Annotated in this window: 16 protein-coding genes, 1 pseudogene and 1 riboswitch; of the genes and pseudogenes, 9 read left to right on the forward strand and 8 right to left on the reverse strand. The window is 70.5% G+C overall.

Annotation, left to right across the window (positions count from 1 at the left end; translation table 11 throughout):
* Nucleotides 1–41 precede the first annotated feature (41 nt).
* Together OG302_RS40125 and OG302_RS40130 are read left to right on the forward strand one after the other, a co-directional pair.
* The gene (locus tag OG302_RS40125; RefSeq protein ID WP_371750377.1) at nucleotides 42–947 is read left to right on the forward strand and encodes a carbohydrate ABC transporter permease; all 906 of its coding nucleotides are present in this window, start codon (nucleotides 42–44) and stop codon (nucleotides 945–947) included.
* The gene (locus tag OG302_RS40130) at nucleotides 944–1,804 is read left to right on the forward strand and encodes a carbohydrate ABC transporter permease (RefSeq protein ID WP_371749674.1); all 861 of its coding nucleotides are present in this window, start codon (nucleotides 944–946) and stop codon (nucleotides 1,802–1,804) included. Before OG302_RS40125 ends, OG302_RS40130 begins: the two co-directional genes overlap by 4 nt.
* A gap of 470 nt (nucleotides 1,805–2,274) precedes the next feature.
* Here OG302_RS40130 and OG302_RS40135 read toward each other — a convergent pair whose 3' ends face one another.
* The 3 genes from OG302_RS40135 to abc-f all read right to left on the reverse strand — a co-directional run bounded on the left by OG302_RS40135 (nucleotide 2,275) and on the right by abc-f (nucleotide 6,287).
* Nucleotides 2,275–2,835 (reverse strand): ABATE domain-containing protein, encoded by a 561-nt coding sequence (locus OG302_RS40135; RefSeq protein WP_371749675.1) that lies wholly within the window; start codon nucleotides 2,833–2,835, stop codon nucleotides 2,275–2,277.
* An 80-nt stretch (nucleotides 2,836–2,915) separates the two neighbouring features.
* The gene (locus tag OG302_RS40140) at nucleotides 2,916–4,574 is read right to left on the reverse strand and encodes an ABC-F family ATP-binding cassette domain-containing protein (RefSeq protein WP_371749676.1); all 1,659 of its coding nucleotides are present in this window, start codon (nucleotides 4,572–4,574) and stop codon (nucleotides 2,916–2,918) included.
* 78 nt (nucleotides 4,575–4,652) lie between these two features.
* On the reverse strand, nucleotides 4,653–6,287 hold the full coding sequence (gene abc-f / locus OG302_RS40145; RefSeq protein ID WP_371749677.1) for a ribosomal protection-like ABC-F family protein: 1,635 nt from the start codon (nucleotides 6,285–6,287) through the stop codon (nucleotides 4,653–4,655).
* 309 nt (nucleotides 6,288–6,596) lie between these two features.
* Between abc-f and OG302_RS40150 the strand changes: the two genes are divergently transcribed.
* Complete coding sequence (locus OG302_RS40150; protein WP_371749678.1) at nucleotides 6,597–7,235, forward strand: hypothetical protein; 639 nt, start codon at nucleotides 6,597–6,599, stop codon at nucleotides 7,233–7,235.
* 162 nt (nucleotides 7,236–7,397) lie between these two features.
* Nucleotides 7,398–8,969, forward strand: a complete 1,572-nt coding sequence (locus OG302_RS40155) for a diacylglycerol kinase family protein (RefSeq protein ID WP_371749679.1) — start codon at nucleotides 7,398–7,400, stop codon at nucleotides 8,967–8,969.
* 25 nt (nucleotides 8,970–8,994) lie between these two features.
* Here the strand turns inward: OG302_RS40155 and OG302_RS40160 are convergent, their stop codons facing one another.
* Nucleotides 8,995–9,837: a DUF1206 domain-containing protein gene (locus OG302_RS40160; protein WP_371749680.1), complete on the reverse strand. Its 843-nt coding sequence runs from the start codon at nucleotides 9,835–9,837 to the stop codon at nucleotides 8,995–8,997.
* 340 nt (nucleotides 9,838–10,177) lie between these two features.
* Between OG302_RS40160 and OG302_RS40165 the strand changes: the two genes are divergently transcribed.
* Together OG302_RS40165 and OG302_RS40170 are read left to right on the forward strand one after the other, a co-directional pair.
* Nucleotides 10,178–10,372, forward strand: a complete 195-nt coding sequence (locus OG302_RS40165; RefSeq protein WP_371749681.1) for a hypothetical protein — start codon at nucleotides 10,178–10,180, stop codon at nucleotides 10,370–10,372.
* A gap of 106 nt (nucleotides 10,373–10,478) precedes the next feature.
* On the forward strand, nucleotides 10,479–10,985 hold the full coding sequence (locus OG302_RS40170) for a carboxymuconolactone decarboxylase family protein (RefSeq protein WP_371749682.1): 507 nt from the start codon (nucleotides 10,479–10,481) through the stop codon (nucleotides 10,983–10,985).
* 156 nt (nucleotides 10,986–11,141) lie between these two features.
* On the opposite strand, the pseudogene OG302_RS40175 reads toward OG302_RS40170, so the two are convergent.
* From OG302_RS40175 to OG302_RS40185, 3 genes and pseudogenes are all read right to left on the reverse strand, one after another.
* Nucleotides 11,142–11,342, reverse strand: a pseudogene (locus tag OG302_RS40175) (DUF4255 domain-containing protein); the annotation flags it as partial.
* 153 nt (nucleotides 11,343–11,495) lie between these two features.
* Nucleotides 11,496–12,161 (reverse strand): LuxR C-terminal-related transcriptional regulator, encoded by a 666-nt coding sequence (locus tag OG302_RS40180; protein WP_371749683.1) that lies wholly within the window; start codon nucleotides 12,159–12,161, stop codon nucleotides 11,496–11,498.
* Between the two features lie 126 nt (nucleotides 12,162–12,287).
* On the reverse strand, nucleotides 12,288–13,034 hold the full coding sequence (locus OG302_RS40185; protein WP_371749684.1) for an FG-GAP repeat domain-containing protein: 747 nt from the start codon (nucleotides 13,032–13,034) through the stop codon (nucleotides 12,288–12,290).
* 505 nt (nucleotides 13,035–13,539) lie between these two features.
* Between OG302_RS40185 and OG302_RS40190 the strand changes: the two genes are divergently transcribed.
* The 3 genes from OG302_RS40190 to OG302_RS40200 all read left to right on the forward strand — a co-directional run bounded on the left by OG302_RS40190 (nucleotide 13,540) and on the right by OG302_RS40200 (nucleotide 15,091).
* Nucleotides 13,540–13,806 carry a hypothetical protein gene (locus OG302_RS40190; protein WP_371749685.1) on the forward strand — a complete coding sequence of 89 codons (267 nt, stop codon included), beginning with the start codon at nucleotides 13,540–13,542 and terminating at the stop codon, nucleotides 13,804–13,806.
* Between the two features lie 160 nt (nucleotides 13,807–13,966).
* A complete protein-coding gene (locus tag OG302_RS40195) occupies nucleotides 13,967–14,725 on the forward strand; it encodes a hypothetical protein (protein WP_371749686.1) in 759 nt (252 codons plus the stop codon).
* Nucleotides 14,726–14,869: 144 nt separating this feature from the next.
* Nucleotides 14,870–15,091 carry a hypothetical protein gene (locus OG302_RS40200; protein WP_371749687.1) on the forward strand — a complete coding sequence of 74 codons (222 nt, stop codon included), beginning with the start codon at nucleotides 14,870–14,872 and terminating at the stop codon, nucleotides 15,089–15,091.
* Between the two features lie 181 nt (nucleotides 15,092–15,272).
* Here the strand turns inward: OG302_RS40200 and OG302_RS40205 are convergent, their stop codons facing one another.
* The gene (locus OG302_RS40205; protein WP_371749688.1) at nucleotides 15,273–16,001 is read right to left on the reverse strand and encodes a transglycosylase SLT domain-containing protein; all 729 of its coding nucleotides are present in this window, start codon (nucleotides 15,999–16,001) and stop codon (nucleotides 15,273–15,275) included.
* A gap of 4 nt (nucleotides 16,002–16,005) precedes the next feature.
* Nucleotides 16,006–16,200, reverse strand: a riboswitch (cyclic di-AMP (ydaO/yuaA leader).
* Nucleotides 16,201–16,255: the final 55 nt, after the last annotated feature.

Raw genomic sequence — 16,255 nt, forward strand, 5'->3', positions numbered from 1 at the left:
CGACAGCCCCTCGCGAACAACAGGGCACGCGGCGCGGGAAGGTGTGGGGGAACCAGAACCGCACCCTCTGGTTCTGGGTGTTCGTCGGGCCCTTCCTGCTCGGCCTGGGCGTCTTCACGTACATCCCGCTCGGCTGGAGCGTCTACCTCAGCTTCTTCGACGCCCACAACACCGTCACCCCGGACGACTTCGTCGGCTTCGGCAACTACAGGGCGATGCTGCGGAACGAGGCGTTCACCGACAGCCTGTGGACCTTCTTCGTGTTCTCGCTCTTCATCGTCCCCGCGACGTACGCGCTCTCCCTCGCGCTCGCCCTCATGGTCCACCGGCAGCGTCGCGCCCAGGCGTTCTTCCGCTCGGTCTTCTTCCTGCCCGCGGCCTGCTCCTACGTCGTGGCCGCGCTCATCTGGAAGATGTCGATCTTCAACGGAGTGCGGTTCGGGCTCGCCAACACCGTCCTCGGCTGGTTCGGCGGCGACCAGATCGCCTGGCTCTCGACCACCGACCCGCCCTGGTACTGGGCCGTCATCGTCACCGTGCGGCTCTGGCTCCAGGCGGGCTTCTACATGGTGCTCTTCCTCGCCGGACTCCAGCGCATCAGCCCCACCCTCTACGAGGCGGCGGCGGTCGACGGGGCGCGGCCCGGCTGGCAGGTCTTCCGGCACATCACGTTCCCGCAGTTGCGCGCCACGTCCGTGGCGGTGGTGCTGCTGCTCGTCATCAACGCGTTCCAGGCGTTCGACGAGTTCTACAACCTGCTCTCGGACTCCCGAGGCTATCCGCCCTACGCCAGGCCCCCGCTCGTCTACCTCTACCACACGGCGCTGGGCCAGGGGCAGAACCTGGGTCTGGGCAGCGCGGGCGCCGTCCTGCTCGCCCTGATCATCGCGGTGGTGACGGTGGGGCAGGCGAAGTGGTTCGGGCTCGGCAGGAAGGAGGCGGAATGAGAGAGCGTCCGACGGCCGGGCGGGGCGACGCCGTGGTCAGGGCGGGCCGCGCGCTGCGGCTCTCGCTCCTGATCGCCCTCGCGCTCCTGTTCCTGATCCCCTTCTACCTCCTCGTACGCAACGGGCTCTCGGCCGAGAGCGACATCACCTCGCCCGAGTGGACCTTCTTCCCCTCCTCGCTGCGCTGGGGGAACGTCAAGGAACTCTTCGACGACACATCGGTGCCGTTCGCGCGTTCCCTGCTCAACTCCTCGCTCATCGCGGTCGCGACGACACTGGGCACGCTGCTGCTTGCCTCGCTGGCCGGCTACGGCCTGGCCCGCATCCCGTACCGCCACGCGAACAAGGTGTTCTACGCGATCCTCGGCACGCTGATGGTCCCGGCCTCGGTCACCTTCGTGCCCAGCTTCGTCCTGGTCTCGTCGCTGGGCTGGGTGTCGACGCTGCGGGGTCTGATCGTGCCGACCTTGTTCTCCGCCTTCGCGTGTTTCATCTTCCGGCAGTACTTCCTGGGCTTTCCAAGGGAGTTGGAGGACGCGGCGCGGGTCGACGGGCTCGGCTACTGGCGTACGTACTGGCGGGTGGTCGTGCCCAACTCCCGGCCGGTCTTCGCGGCAGTGGGCACGATCGTCTTCATCGGCGCGTGGAACTCGTTCCTGTGGCCGCTGGTCATCGGCCAGGACCGGAACGCGTGGACGGTGCAGGTGGCCCTGTCGTCGTTCACCACGTCACAGGTGATCAGGCTGCACGAGCTCTTCATCGCGGCAGCCGTGTCGATCGTGCCGCTGCTCGTGGTGTTCCTGTTCTTCCAGCGGTGGATCGTGGCGGGGGTGGAGCGGTCGGGCATCGACGACTGACCGCGCCACTTCCACGTCGGTCGGTCACCGCTCGTTCAGATGCGGCTGCTGTCGGAGCGGCCGAAGAGCTCGATCTCGGCGACGGCGACCTGTTTGCGCGCGGACGCGGCGTGGGCCGATTCGATGGTGAAGCGGACCCGGGTGACCTCGCCGACCCGGAAGGACCGTCGCCGGGCGCCCGTTGCCGGGTCCAGGGTGATCTCCCGGGTGGCGGTCGTGCCGTCCTTCTTGGTGACCGTGGCCGGGACCTCTTCACCCTGGCTGGCGCATCTCGTCGCCGAAACGTCCTCGGATGCCGGTCACCGGGCAACGTCACTGCCTTCAAGGGCACTTCGCGCCGCGACGCGCGCGACATGAGTCAGGGCCGTCCGGTGAACCGGACGGCCCTGAGGGCAAAGCGGGGGGGCAATGGTGTGACCGTGTGGCCTCGCGGAAACTCAGCCGCCGTCGGCGGCCGACTTCGGACGGGGTTACGCGGTCACGGCGGGGGCGGTCTTCTTCCGCGCCCGGTAGGCGGCGGCCTTGAGCTTGTTGCCGCAGGACTCCATGCCGCACCACTGGCGCCGCATGCCGCGGGAGCGGTCGATGTAGACCCGCGTGCACTCCGGGTTGCCGCACTCCTTCAGCAGGGGCACGTCGGGGCCGCTGAGCAGCTCGACGGCCTGGCGGGCGACAGTCGCCAGGGCCTGGCCCGGGGTCGCCTCGTTGTGCCGCCCGGCCGCGGTGAGCTGTGGCGTCACGGGAGTCCCGCGCGCCGCGCCGTTGAGCACGGCGAGTGCCTCTCCGTCGAGCTCTTCGCCGAGACGGCGGTTGGTGAGGAGCCGGTAGACGGCCTCACGCACGGTCCTGGCCTCCCGGACGTCCTCCTCGTCACCGGGGGTGATCGCGTCCACGAGGCCGGACTCCAGATACCAGGCAGTCAGCCGCTCCGGCGTCACCAGCACCTCGAAGCGGGACGAGCGACGCGCACGCAGCGTGGCCGCGAAGTCGAGGGCCGGGTGTCCGCAGACGAATACATGGTCGAGATTCACATCACCATCCTGGCAGGTGACTATTACGGAACGCAATCATCGTCACCGCCCGCCCGCCCGCCCGTGCGCAGGCGCCCGGGTTACTCGAGCCGGATCTCCCGGCCCTGCCACCGTCGGCGGAGCCAGCGGTCGTGGCTCGCGACGACGATCGCGCCGGGACCGGCCCCCAGCGCCTCCTCCAGTTCGTCGCACAGGCGCGGGGAGAGATGGTTGGTGGGCTCGTCGAGCAGCAGCAGGTGGGGTGGCCGGGCCAGCAGCAGGGCCAGCGCGAGCCGCCGACGCTGCCCGACCGAAAGTCTGCCGACGGGCTTCTCCAGGTCCCCCGCGTGCAGCAGGCCGAGCGAGCTCAGCGGCACCTCATCGGCTCCCTCCGGGCCCAGCGTCATCTCGTAGGTGTCCTGGGCCGTGCGGTCGGGCCGGTCGAACACGGTGTCCTGGGCGAGCAGCCCCACCGTCAGGCCGCGCCGTCTGCGTACCTCGCCCTCGGCGGTGAGACGGCCGGTGAGCACGGCGAGCATCGTCGACTTGCCCGTTCCGTTGCCGCCCGTGACCAGCAGCCGGTCCGTCGTCGACACCTCCAGGTGATCCAGCGCGAGCCGCCCCGGCACCCGTACGTCGCGCAGCGCGACCAGGGGCTGCGGGCCTTCCTCCGCCTCGGCGGCCAGCGCTCCCGCCGCGAACCGCAGGGGGCGCGGCGGCTGTGCGACCTGGCCGCGCTCCAGCTCTTCGAGGCGTCGCGTGGCGTTGCGGACCCGGCGGGAGATCTGGCTCTGCACCCGGCCCGCCCGGTGGCCGTAGCCCATCTTCTCGTTGTCGCGCGGTCCCCGGTCCGGCGCGACCCGGTGCGCGGTCACGCCCGCCGAGCGGCGCAGTTCCGCCAGCTCCTCCTGCTCCTCTGCGTACCGCCGCTCCCAGCGCTCCCGCTCGGCGCGCTTCTGGCTCAGGTAGGCGCTGTAGTTGCCTCCGTGCCGGACCGGTCCTTCCACCGCCGGGTCGAGGTCGACGAGGTCGGTGCAGACGGCGTCGAGGAACGCCCGGTCGTGGCTCGCGGCCACCACGGTTCCCGGCAGATCGCGGAGCTGCTGTTCGAGGAAGGCGGCAGCGTCGTCGTCGAGGTGGTTGGTGGGCTCGTCGAGGAGGAGTGCCGACGGCCGCCGGACGAGCAGCGCGGCCAGGGCGAGCCGGCCGCGCTGCCCGCCGGACAGCGAGCCGAGCGTACGGTCGTGCCCGAGCGCGCCCAGGCCGAGGCCGCCGAGGACAAGTGCCGCACGGCGGTCGGCGTCCCAGGACTCACGGTCCTGGGCCAGTTCGAGGCGCCTGCCGTAGGCGTCGAGAGCGTCCTGGTGGTCAGGGGCGTCCTCGGGGACGCGGGCGAGTTCCTCGCTGAGCCTTTCGAGCTCCGCGAGGTCTTCACGGGCCTCGCGCAGCGCCTCGTCGAGGACAGCGGCGATGGTCGAACCGGTGTCGTAGGGCATCTCCTGGTGCAGAAAGCCGAGGTCACCCGGGCGCGAGACGCTTCCCGCGTCGGGTTCGTCCACACCGGCAAGGACCCGCAGCAGGGTGGACTTGCCGACGCCGTTCTCCCCGATCAGACCGATGCGGTGGCCGGGGGAGGCGGTCAGGGAGACGCCGTCCAGGACACGTCGGCCGCCGAGGTTGCGTACGAGGTCATGGGCGAGCAGAGCCGGTCGGGCATGGCTGTGGGGTCGAAGTTGGTGCTGGGGGTGGAGCTGGGGCACAGGAATCCGTCCGATGCGGTCGGTGGTCGGCCCGCCGGGCGCATGGCCTCGGCGCGGGCCACTTCACACACCGGCGGCTCACACCTCGGGCGCTCCGGTCTCCTTGAGCGTCCCCTCGGCCAGCCGCAGCCAGCGGTTCACTCCGATGTCTGCGAGGAAGCGCTCGTCGTGACTGATCACCACGAAGGCGCCCTGGTAGGAGTTGAGCGCGCTCTCCAGCTGGCCCGCGCTGACCAGGTCGAGGTTGTTGGTCGGCTCGTCGAGCAGGAGCAGGTGGGGGGCCGGTTCGGCGCACAGTACGCAGGCCAGGGTGGCGCGCAGCCTCTCGCCGCCGGAGAGCACCCCCACGGGCAGATGTGCGCGCGGGCCTCGGAAGAGGAAGCGGGCGAGCAGGTTCATCCGCTCCGCCTCGGGCCGCTCGGGGGCGAACACGGCGAAGTTCTCCGCCACGGTGCGCTCCAGGTCCAGCAGGTCGAGGCGCTGCGAGAGATAGGCGATCCGGCCGTCGTTGCGCTTGATCTCCCCCTCGTCCGGAGCGAGGTCGCCGGTGATCAGACGCAGCAGGGTGGTCTTGCCCGCGCCGTTGGGCCCGGTCAGGGCGATGCGCTCGGGTCCGCGGACGGTCAGGTCGACGCCGCCGTCGGCGAACACGGGCCGGCCGGTGTGACGGACCTGCATCCCCTCGCCGAGGAAGAGGTTGCGCCCGGCGGGCACCTGTGTGTCGGGCAGCTCAAGGGTGATGCGCTGTTCCTCGCGCAGCGCGCGTCCCGCCTCGTCGAGCCGGGCCTTGGCGTCGCTGACCCGGGTCGCGTGCAGCTGGCCCGACCTGCCCGCTGATTCCTGGGCGCCGCGCTTCATGTTGCCGGCGAAGATGCGGGGGAGACCGGCGCTTTTGAGGTTGCGGGCGGCATTGCTCTGCCGGCGTTCGGCGCGTTCGCGGGCCTGCTGCAACTCGCGCTTCTCGCGCTTCAGTTCCTGCTCGGCGTTGCGGACGTTCTTCTCGGCGACCTCCTGCTCGGCGTGCACGGCTTCCTCGTACTCGCTGAAGTTGCCGCCGTAGGAACGCAGTTCGTCGCTGCCGAGTTCGGCGATGCGGTCCATGCGGTCGAGCAGCGCGCGGTCGTGGCTGACCAGCAGCAGACAGCCGTTGAAGTCCGAGAGCACGTCGTAGAGCTGGTGCCGGGCCTCCACGTCGAGGTTGTTGGTCGGCTCGTCGAGCAGCAGCACGTCGGGGCGCCCGAGCAACTGCGCGGCGAGCCCGAGGGAGACGACCTGGCCGCCGCTGAGCGTGTCCAGGCTGCGGTCCAGGGCAAGGCCGGACAGGCCGAGACGGTCGAGCTGGGCGCGGGTTCGCTCCTCGATGTCCCAGTCGTCGCCGATGGTGGCGAAGTGCTCCTCGCTCACGTCACCGGACTCGACGGCGTCGAGCGCGCGGATCACCCCGGCGACGCCGAGCACCTCGGCGACCGAGAGATCGCCGGTCAGGGGAAGGCTCTGCGGGAGGTAGCCGAGCGTGCCGCTGACCGACACCGAGCCGGTGGCGGGCGTGAGTTCGCCGGCGATCAGCTTGAGAAGGGTGCTCTTGCCGGAGCCGTTGGGCGCGACCAGACCGGTACGGCCGGGGGCCACTGTGAAGGACAGGTCATGGAAGACCGGGGTGTCGTCCGGCCAGGCGAAGGAGAGGTTCGTGCAGAGAATGGCGGCGTCGGACATGGAGGTGACCTCGAAGAAGTGAGGGCAGACAGAGCTCTGCCCTGAGCAGCGGGGGAGAGGGGGTACGACGAAGAGGGCCACGGCAGCAGCGCCCTTGCGGCGCCGGCCGATGGCCGGTCACATCCGGATCTCATCCGGAGATGTCGTCTTCACCCACCACGTCTGCGACTCCTCGATCACTGCGGTCCAGGTCTCTTGCAGCGTAACAGGTGCTTCCCGCGCGACCGGCGTGGCGCGAGGGCCTCCGCCGCGGGGCGCCTGGTCCACTCTTGGCAGGAGACCGCACGACCGACGAACAGGAGCGGGCAGATGAACCGGCCCCACAGCCGCACCCCGCGACGGCCCCGGATGCGGTTCGACGGCTGGATCGCGGGCATGGGGACCGCCGGCGGGACACGCATCGTCCTCGGCCACTGGCAGCGGTCCCCCTTCGGACCGTTCAGCGACGTGATGGTGGAAGACGCGGACGGGGAACGGCTGTTGCTTGCCCCCTCGCGGGAAACAGCGGACTTCATCAGCGGCACCTACACCTTCGACACCGTACGAGTCGTCCCGGTCGAAGTGGACGTACGCGACGACACCTGGACCGCCACGGCTGACCCGCTCAGCCTGCGCTTCACCGTCGGGCGGAGAGGGTGGCTGGGCCTGGCCCTCCGGGCCGTCCCCGACGGGATCGCCCGCCGGCCGGCGTGGAGTGCTCTGACGGACTGGCCGGCCCGCGTGCTGATGAGCGGAGTGCAGACCCGCGGCAGCGCGGGTGGGGGCCGCACGGAATGGTACGGAGCGTTGGACCTGCATCCTTTGCGCACCGTCTCCGCCTCCTTCGACGGGGCGGACCTCGGCCCGATCGCGCCCGTCACACCACCCGTCCGCTTCGGGTTCGGCTCGGCGCCGAAGACACCGAGCCTCACGCGGATCACCACCACCGTGGCGCTGAGCCCCGAGTGATCTTGAACGTCGCGGCGCGCCCACGAAGGCGGTGTCCATGCGGCGGTCTTTCGCCGCCCCGGGCCCGGATCGGTACCTGCTCGCGCCGGTAAGGTGAGGCAGCGCTGTGGTCCGGCTCGGTCGCGCGCAGGGGCTCACTAGGTGCAGGGGTGTGGCGAGCGTATGAGGCGACCTGAACGGCTGTGGGCGATGCCGAGACTGGGGAACCGGCTTGCCGCGTCCCTCGCCATGCCGCTTTCCGTGCGGGGGAGTTCCGTCGCGCACCTGCTGCGCAAGGCCGCCGGGCACGACGGGGTGTGGCTGGGTACCGCGGCGGTCCTTGCGATGTCGGGTGACAGGAGCGCCCGCAGAGCCGCGCTGCGTGGAGCGGGTTCCGTCGCGATCGTCGCGGCGGTGAATCACGCCCTCGCCAAGCCGGCCGCCCGCAGCGCGCGCCCTGTGCGGGACGCGTTCCCCCGAGTCTTTCCCCGCCCGAACACGGCGTCCCTGCCGTCGAGTTCGCTGGCGTCGGCTGCCGCCTTCGTCACCGGAGTCGTCCTGGAGTCACCCCGCTCCGGCCTTGCCGTGCTGCCGTTCGCCGCAGGTCTGGCCTACGTGCGCGGCCGTGAGGGGATGGACCATCGGGGTCGCGTGGCGGCCGGGGTGATGGTGGGGATGGGCGCGGCGCTGCTCACCTGCCGCTGGTGGCCGGTGAAGCCGGAGGCCGCTGCCGCCGCGGCTCCTCCGCGCCGACCGGCACCCGCCCTCAAGGACGGCAACGGCCTGCACCTGGTGGTCAATCCGTCGTCCGGCATCGGCTGGACCAAGGACACCGTCGAAACCCTGCGGACATTGCTCCCCGAGGCCACGATCACCGCATTCGAGCCGGGCGACGACCTGTTGGCGCTACTCGACGGGGCAGCCCTGCGAGCCGTCGCGGACGGCGGGGCACTGGGCGTGTGCGGCGGCGACGGCACGGTCAACGCTGGGACGGCGACGGCCGCCCGCCACCGGGTGCCCCTCGCGGTCTTCCCCGGCGGGACGTTCAACCACTTCGCCGTGGATCTGGGCAACCAGACCATGGAGGATGTCGCCCGCGCGATCCAGTCCGGCGACGCGGTCACCGCCGACGTGGGCCGGGCGTCGTCCCCCGCGAGGCGCGACGCCCAGACCGATGCGGGCACCCCGGGCGGCTGGCCGGGCGGAGCGACGGCCGGTGTCGCGACCGGGGGTGACCAGCAGCTCTTCGTCAACACCTTCAGCATCGGGGTGTACTCCGAACTCGTCCACGCCCGGGAGCGCCTGGAGAAGCGCATCGGCAAGTGGCCCGCGCTGGCCGTCGGCCTGGCCAAGATCCTGGCCACCGGCAGCCCGCTCTCCGTGATAATCAACGGCCGGGCCCGCAGCATCTGGCTGCTCTTCGCGGGCAACGGCATCTACCACCCGGCCGGTTTCGCCCCGACGTACCGCACCCAGCTCGACGACGGCTTCCTCGACATCCGCGTCGTGGAGGCCGGCACCCCCCTGGCCCGTACGAGACTCCTGCTCGCCGTGCTGACCGGGACCCTGCACAACTCCCGCGTCCTGAGGACCGCTCAGGCACGCCGTCTCGACCTGCAGATCCTGGAGGGCGAACCGCACTTCGCCTACGACGGAGAGGTGACCGACGCCGCGCACCGCCACCTGGTCCTCGACAAGCTCCCGAAGGCGGTCACGCTGTACCGTCCCGCGGACCAGGACCAGTGGCTGCACTGAGGTGTCAGACAGCTGTACTGAGGTGTCAGACCTTGCGCCAGCGGGCGTTGGCCCAGGAGAACACCCCGAAGGCCACGAGGCCGACCGCGATGAGCACCAGCAGCCACGGGCCGACAGGAGTCTCGGTGAAGGAGCGCAGCGTGTCGTCCATGCCCTTGGCCTTGCCGGGCTTGTGCTGGACGGCCGCCGTGACGGCGAAGCCTCCCGCGACGGCGAAGACGACGCCACGGGCCACACCGCCGAACACCCCGAGGAAGGTGACCACCTGACGGGTCCGCGCTGACATCTGGGACATCTTCAGGTGCTTCTTGAACTTGCGGCGGATGGCCCTGACGGCGATATACACACCGGCCCCGGCCACCACGGCACCGGCGATGGCGACGATCCACTGGCCTGTCGGCCAGTCCAGGACCTTCGCCGTGACGTCCCGGGAACTCTTGTCCGAGCTGCCGCTGCCGCTGCCCTTGTCTCCGGCGGCGTAGGACAGCACGGAGTACGCGACGAAGCCGTAGAAGACGGAACGGCCCGCGGCCATCGCCCGCTTGTTCGCCTTTCGGCCGTCGGGCCCGGCCTGACCGAACGCCGCCTCGGACAGCCGCCACAGGGCCATGCCCACCAGGGCTACGCCGAGCAGCCAGAGCAGAGCCTCCCCGAAGGGCTTGCCGGCTATCTCGGCGACGGCTCCGCCCCTGTCCGCCTGCTTGCCGCCGCCGTCCGAGAAGGCGATCCGTAGCGAGAGAGCGCCGATCAGGATGTAGATGATCCCGCGGGCGACGAAGCCCGCACGGGCTCCCGCCGCGACCGCCGTACTGTTCGCCGCGCGTCTCGCCTGACCGCGCCCACGTGCCGCTGCCGTTCCTTTAATCATTAACACCCAGTGCCCCCAGCGGAGGAATCGACGCCTGTCGGGATCGTGTCAGGACCCACCGAGACCGTGCAGCAGGATGTGGACGACGACATCGGTCGCTTGTCCGGGACTCAGTTCGGGCATCTGGCGTGACACCAGGTGCATGAGGTGCGGGAGCAGCGTTCGCCCACCCGTCGGGCTGGTCCCGGCGCAGGAGACCTCCATCGGTGGCCGTGAGAGGCGTCGTCACCGCCTTGACGGGTGACGGGCTCTGGGTGCAGGCTGAGAGCCGCTACGAGTGGCGGCGGGGTTCGATGAGGTTCGCCGTCCACGCGCACGATCGACGAAGTGGAGATCGGCCATGAAGAAGGAACTCACCGGTGATGCCGCCACGGCGGCGCGGCACGAGCGCTACGGCCGACTTCCCGAGCGCATCGTCTTCGACGACATGACCGAAGAGGTGAAGGCCGGGCGGAGCGGCGGGGACAACGGTTCGTACAACCCCGAGGGCTCATGGAAGTACTACTCGTGCCTGGCCCTCGACATGGGGCTGTAGAAGCGCGCGGACATCGCGCCGCCTCTTGGCGTCCAGCGGTCACATTCCTTCGTCGCCATCCGTCAGGGCAGTGAAAGCGATACACACTTGCGCTGAGGAGACAGTGATGGAAGCACGTTTGATCACGGCCGAGGTTCCGATGGCCCCGCGGATGGCCGACGACCCCGCCGAGCTCGTCCCCGAGCTTGCGGCGGTTTCGGCGGCGCTGTTCAAGGTCACCGGAAACGGCTCGATACCGCGCTCCACGATCAGCCTGATCCAGCTGCGCGCCGGGCAGATCGTCGGCAGCACCTATCTGACCGTTCTGCACACGGGCTTCCTGCGCAAGGCGGGGGAGTCGGAGGAGCGCATCACGTCGGTGGCGTCCTGGCAGGACTCGCCGTACTTCACCGTTGCCGAGCGGGCCGCGCTGGCGCTCGTGGAGGCCGTGCTCACGCCGTCCGCGGACGGGGAGCGGGTGTCCGACGAGCTGTACGCCCAGGCGGCCGAGGTCTATGAGCCCCAGGCGCTTGCCACGCTCATGTTCGCGATCGGCCAGGTCAACTTCTTCATCGCCGTGGCGCTCATCGCCAAGCCGGTGCCCGGCCGGTCGTTCACCGATCCCTGGAACTGACGCCTTCGACGGTACTGCCCCAACCCGGCCGTCCGGATCCCACACGCACTGCGGGGCCCGGACGGCTTTGGCGCGTGAGGGCGCCACGGGCGTACGCGTCGCCCGGAGCGGTCACAGCGGTGAGAGCGTTCCGGCGGACACCACCGCCAGCCCCTCCGGGCAACCGCCTCTGCCCTGCCGCCTCCTGACGGACCGCGCGGGCTCTCCCAGCGTCATGGCGTGAGCGTTGACCACAGGTGCGTTGCGTCGGGCCGCCCAGTCCCGGGTGGGCACGTCGAAGGACACGTCGATACCGGATCCGGCCAGTGCCCCGCCGCTGATGAGCTTCTTGAGGACCTCGTCCACCTCATGGATCACTCGCAGGCTCCCACGTGCCGATCCCTTCCGTGCCGCCCGGTCGCGGCCCTGGCATCGATCGTGCGCCCCGCGCCGACCGGAACGCAGGCACGACAGGGATGACGACGGGGCAGCGCTGTGTGCCTCAAGGGGCCGACCGCGGAGCCCGTCCGGTCAGATGTAGCCCTCGCGCAGGGCGTGCGCCACCACGTGCGCCCGGTTGCGCAGGTGCAGTCGTGTGGTCAGGCCGTGCATCACGTTCTTGACGGTACGTTCGGAGTACGACAGCTTCAGGGCGATCTCCGCGGTGTCGAACCCCTCGGCCACCAGCCGTACGACGTCCACCTCGCGCTTGGTGAAGCTGAGGAAGCCTCCCGGCAGATCGGTGCTTCCCCGGTTGAGGCGCCCCACCTGGCCGATGAGCTGGCCCAACAGGTCCGCGGGCAGGTCGCCCCCGCCCTCGGCGGTCGTCAGGACCGCCTGCACCAGACGCCTCGCGGTTGCCTCGCGGCGCCAGACGATGGCTCCGACACCGCACTCGATGACATCCAGGAGCTCGTGTTCCCGGATCGTCCCCGCGACGAGTACCGCTCGCGTGCTGTCGCTGCGCACGGCTCGTCGCAGCCGGGTGAGCGCCGCTTCGTCGAGGGTGTCCTCGACGAGCAGGGCGACCGTGGCGGGGCCCGACTCCAGGTTCAGGTCGACCTCCGGATGGCGGCGCAGCTGGCTGAGGACTCCCTCGCGGCTGATCGGGTCGGGGGCGGTGACGGCGACTCGTACCCGGTTCGGCTTCGGTACGGAGATCGCTAAGGCCGAGGAGGCCGGGGGCGGGCTGGACAAGCGCGTTTCCTTACTTCTGGGACCGGGTGACTTCTGGGACCCGGTGTTGCGTGTCTCGCGCAGTGCCGGGCGCCGCTCTCGCGGAGAAACCGGGCGCCGTCCAGGACGGGCGGCGCCCGGTGGGGGTCAGGAGCAGTTCTTGTAAAAGTGCTTCCAGCCGTCGCTGGGCATGGCCGGCGGCTCGGCCGGGGTCCCGGTCTCGCCGTACTTCTGCTGCTGGTCGCTGTCGTACGCACCCGAGCCCTTGCCCGGCACGGACAGGCGTACGCCGCGCTCCCACACCCCGTCACCGGCGTTGCTGAGGATCGCGAGGTCGGGGTACGCGTCGTCCCCGTAGTTGGCGATCCGCAGCTGCTTGCCCTCACGGGCGTCGCCGATGTCGGAGTGCCGGGCCTGGGCGGAGCCCAGGTTCGCCCGCTTGAGCGGGCCGGGGCGGAACTCCGCGATGCGGGCCGTCGCGGGGTCGTCCACGCCGGACGGCTTGACGACGTTGACGACGATGTCCAGGGTGCCGTCGTTCTGGAAGTCGGCGACCGCGGCGGTGGCGACCTCACCGGTCCTCGCGCCCAGGAGCTTGGCGACGGTCTGCTTCTGGCCGAACGAGCCGTCAGCCTTCCCCCACTGGACCGTCATCTTGGTGCCGGTGTGCCCGGGGTTCGCGATCCTGTCCCGGTTGCCGTCGCCGTCGAGGTCGCCGACCAGGGTCGTGGCGTCGGCCAGACATGGGGCCGCCGCGTTGGCGGACTCGCCGGACCGTCCCGCGCCGCCGGAAGCGGACGACCCGGCCGCACTGGCCTGGTAGCCCGCGACAGTCAGGGTCAGGGCGACAGCCGCGATCGGCGCGGCGATCAGACGTGAGCGCTTGTGAAGCATGTGCGAACTCCTCATGTTGTTGCTTCTGAGCCGTGCTCGCCAAGCGGGCGCCCTGCCGTGCACCACTGCGTTCGAGTGCCGTACAACTGCCACTGCGGGGCGTGCGTGGATCTCCCGGACGAGCACGATTGAAGCGTGTGGGGCGATACGTCCACATGGCCAGGAAATGCGGACACTTCGGGACGATGGAACGCTGGAACAACCCCTGACCTGCGGAAACGTAGGGCGCCTGGAACGGGGGGCTGGAACGTCCGCGCCCCTCGGGACGAGTCGCGATCCGGGTGGCGGGGACGCATCCCGCCCGGCGATGTGCCCTTTACGCCCCGGGGTCTGCCTCCGCCGCCGCCCGTACCGCTCTTTCGCGGACCGAAGCGCCGAATCACGGTGGAGACCGAGTGACCGGACCACCGACGGAGTCGTCATGCGCAGTAACGAGGAGAAGCCCGCGGGGCACGCGGACGACGCGCCGCGCCCCGCGTAGGCCCGCCGCACGGCGGTGCAGCGGATGACGAGCAGGGCGTGGCCGGTGCAGCGCATCACTCAGGAGGAACTGCACCGCCACCCCGCCGGACCGGCACTGCTCGTCCGAGGGCCCCGCGACTCGAAGAAGAAGGAACGGACACCCAACCAGGTCACCGAGAAGGAGGACTGGGACCTGATCGAGAAAGAGGCGGAGGGCCACCCGGTCTTCGAGCGCGACCGAAAGAAGCAGCGCCTGTCGATCCTCGAAGATCCGCAGAGCCCTCAACGAGCAGAACCCCGAACTCCGTAACGCCCTGTCCGCGGCCGGGCTGCACGAACAGTACGGGCAGCCCGGTCAGGTGCAGCACAACGAGATCCTGGAGAGCATGGGGCACAGGGACGGGCAGACGGCTCGCTAGTGGCGCGGGCAGGAGGACCGGGACCGCCAACTGTCCGCCGATGCGGCCGCGTTGGGCCGGGCCCACGAAGCGGACGGCAGCGATCCGGGCTTCGCCGGCCGGGTCGACACCAAGCTCGCTGCCGTCGAGAGCATGATCGAGGGGGTGGAGGGTCTGCTCGCGGAGCACGACGGGGTCATCGTGGGCGGCGAGCACAACCGCAACCCGGTCTGGAGCTTCCTGATCACCAACCTGGCCGGGCTCAAGGCGAAGGGAGTGACGACCGTGTACCTGGAGACGCTGCGGGACGACTCCCACCAGGCGGACGTCGACAAGTACCTGAGCACGGGGGAGATGTCCGCGGCGCTGGGCCAGTTCACCGAGAGATACGACAGCATCAGGGATCTGAACCCCGGCCTGTCGGCCTTTCTGGAGGCCGCCCGCACCCGCCGTGTCCGCGTCCGGGGCATCGACGGCAGGCCGGCGCGGCTCCGCGGCCCGTTGCAGGACAAGCACCACCGCAGGGCGGCGGCCATGAACACGTACGCCGAGCAGGTCGTGACGGGCGACCGCGCCCGCCAGGCGGCGGCGGGCCGGGAGCCGGGTAAGTACGTGATGGAGCTGGGGGCCGCCCACGCCACCGCGCACCGAAGCCGCGACGGCGGCCCGGTCCACGCCGACGACAGCACCCTCCCGGGCCTCTTCCCCGGCATGTCCGAGCTGCTGAACGTCCCGGCCGTGGAGTTCGCAGAGGGCGGCGACCCGCCGCGCCCGGCGCTGCGACGGATCCGCCCCACCGCGCCCCCGCGGCAGAGGGACACCGGCGTGTGACACGGCGGTGTCCCTCTGGGAACCCGGGCCGGAGAAGGCGGCCACGACTCCGGGAGGCGAACGCCCGAGCGACGGGTTGGACATTCCCGGGAGGCGTCTGGCAGGGTCGCCCGTCCGGTGCCCCATGCGGAAGGGAGAGACGCGATGATCGAAGTGAGCACACGTAGCGTCAAGGAAGCGGCTGCCGCCGAGCAGCTGCGCGCGAACACCTCGACCCTGGACATTCCGAAGGGCTTCGACCTGTGGACGGCCGAGGAGATCTCGGAGTGGCTCGACCAGGTCGAGGACGACCCGGGAGTGTCCGACGCCGACTTCTACGAGGCACAGCAGGCGGTGCGACGGGTGCTCGGCGACGACGGCACCTGACGCGGATGCGCGCACGTGGACGGCGGGCGCATGACGGCCGGTCAGGAGCCGGGTTTCCGAGAGCCGGCGGTGCAAGAGCCGGTGATGCAGGGACCGGTGGTGGATTCGAACGGGCCTGAGCCCCGGACACCTGGGGTGCCGGGGCTCAGGGCGGACGGGACCGGATGCGGTCCAGTACGGCTCAGTACGGGCCGTTGACGTTGTCGATCGAGCCGTACCGGTCTGCCGCGTAGTTGCAGGCGGCAGTGATGTTGGCGACCGGGTCGAAGCTGTCCGACGACGTGCCGGGGACGTGGTACGCGTCGAACGTGGGGGCGATGACCTGCAGGAGCCCCTTCGACGGGGTTCCGGCGACGGCGTTGGAGTCCCAGTTGTTTATGGCCAGCGGGTTGCCGGAGGACTCGCGTATGACGTTGCGGTGGATGCCCTCGTAGGTACCGGGGATGCCGCGCTGGGCCATGATGTCCAGCGATTCCTTGATCCAGCCGTCGAGGTCGTCGGTGTAGGACTTCGCCGCCGGGGCCACGGCGGGCTTGGCGGTGAGCGTGTCATCGCGCTCGGAGCGGTCCGCTCGCTCGGCGGACGCGGCCGGGGAGCCGAGGGTGAGCTTGACGCCGGGGTGGATCAGCTTCGGGTCGTTGCCGAGGGCGCTGCGGTTGTCCTCGTACAGCTTCTTCCAGCCGCCGCTCACGGAGTGCTCCCGGGCGATCTTGGCGAGGGAGTCGCCCGCGGCGACGACGTACGTCTTCGGGGCCGCGGCGGGCTTGGCGGCCGTCCCGGCCGGCGCCGCGGTGGCGGCGGTGGCGCCGAGCACCGGGAGAACGAGCACGGCCCCGCCGGTTCCCGCGACGGCGAGCCCCCGGCTGAGTGAGCTGGACTTGGGGCGGCGGTGCTTTCCCTTTGCAGGCATGACGAATTCCTCTCCGTCGCCTACGAGGTGAGCTGTCGGGTTCGGACGGGAGATGTCCGGTCGCACTGCGCATGCGACTTCACCCCGAGCCGTTCCGGAATCCGGATCGGCGGCTTACCTGGGTCCCCCGCTCCTGCCGAGCGAAAGTGAGTGATGGGAAGGGTTTCCGGACAGCGGCAGGATTCGGCGTTCCATCCGGATTGACGGTGACGTTAGGCGAGAAAGCCCGAACGGAACAAGAGCCGAATTTGCAG

The sequence above is a fragment of the Streptomyces sp. NBC_01283 genome (assembly GCF_041435335.1).
In the GTDB taxonomy this organism is placed as follows: Bacteria; Actinomycetota; Actinomycetes; order Streptomycetales; family Streptomycetaceae; genus Streptomyces.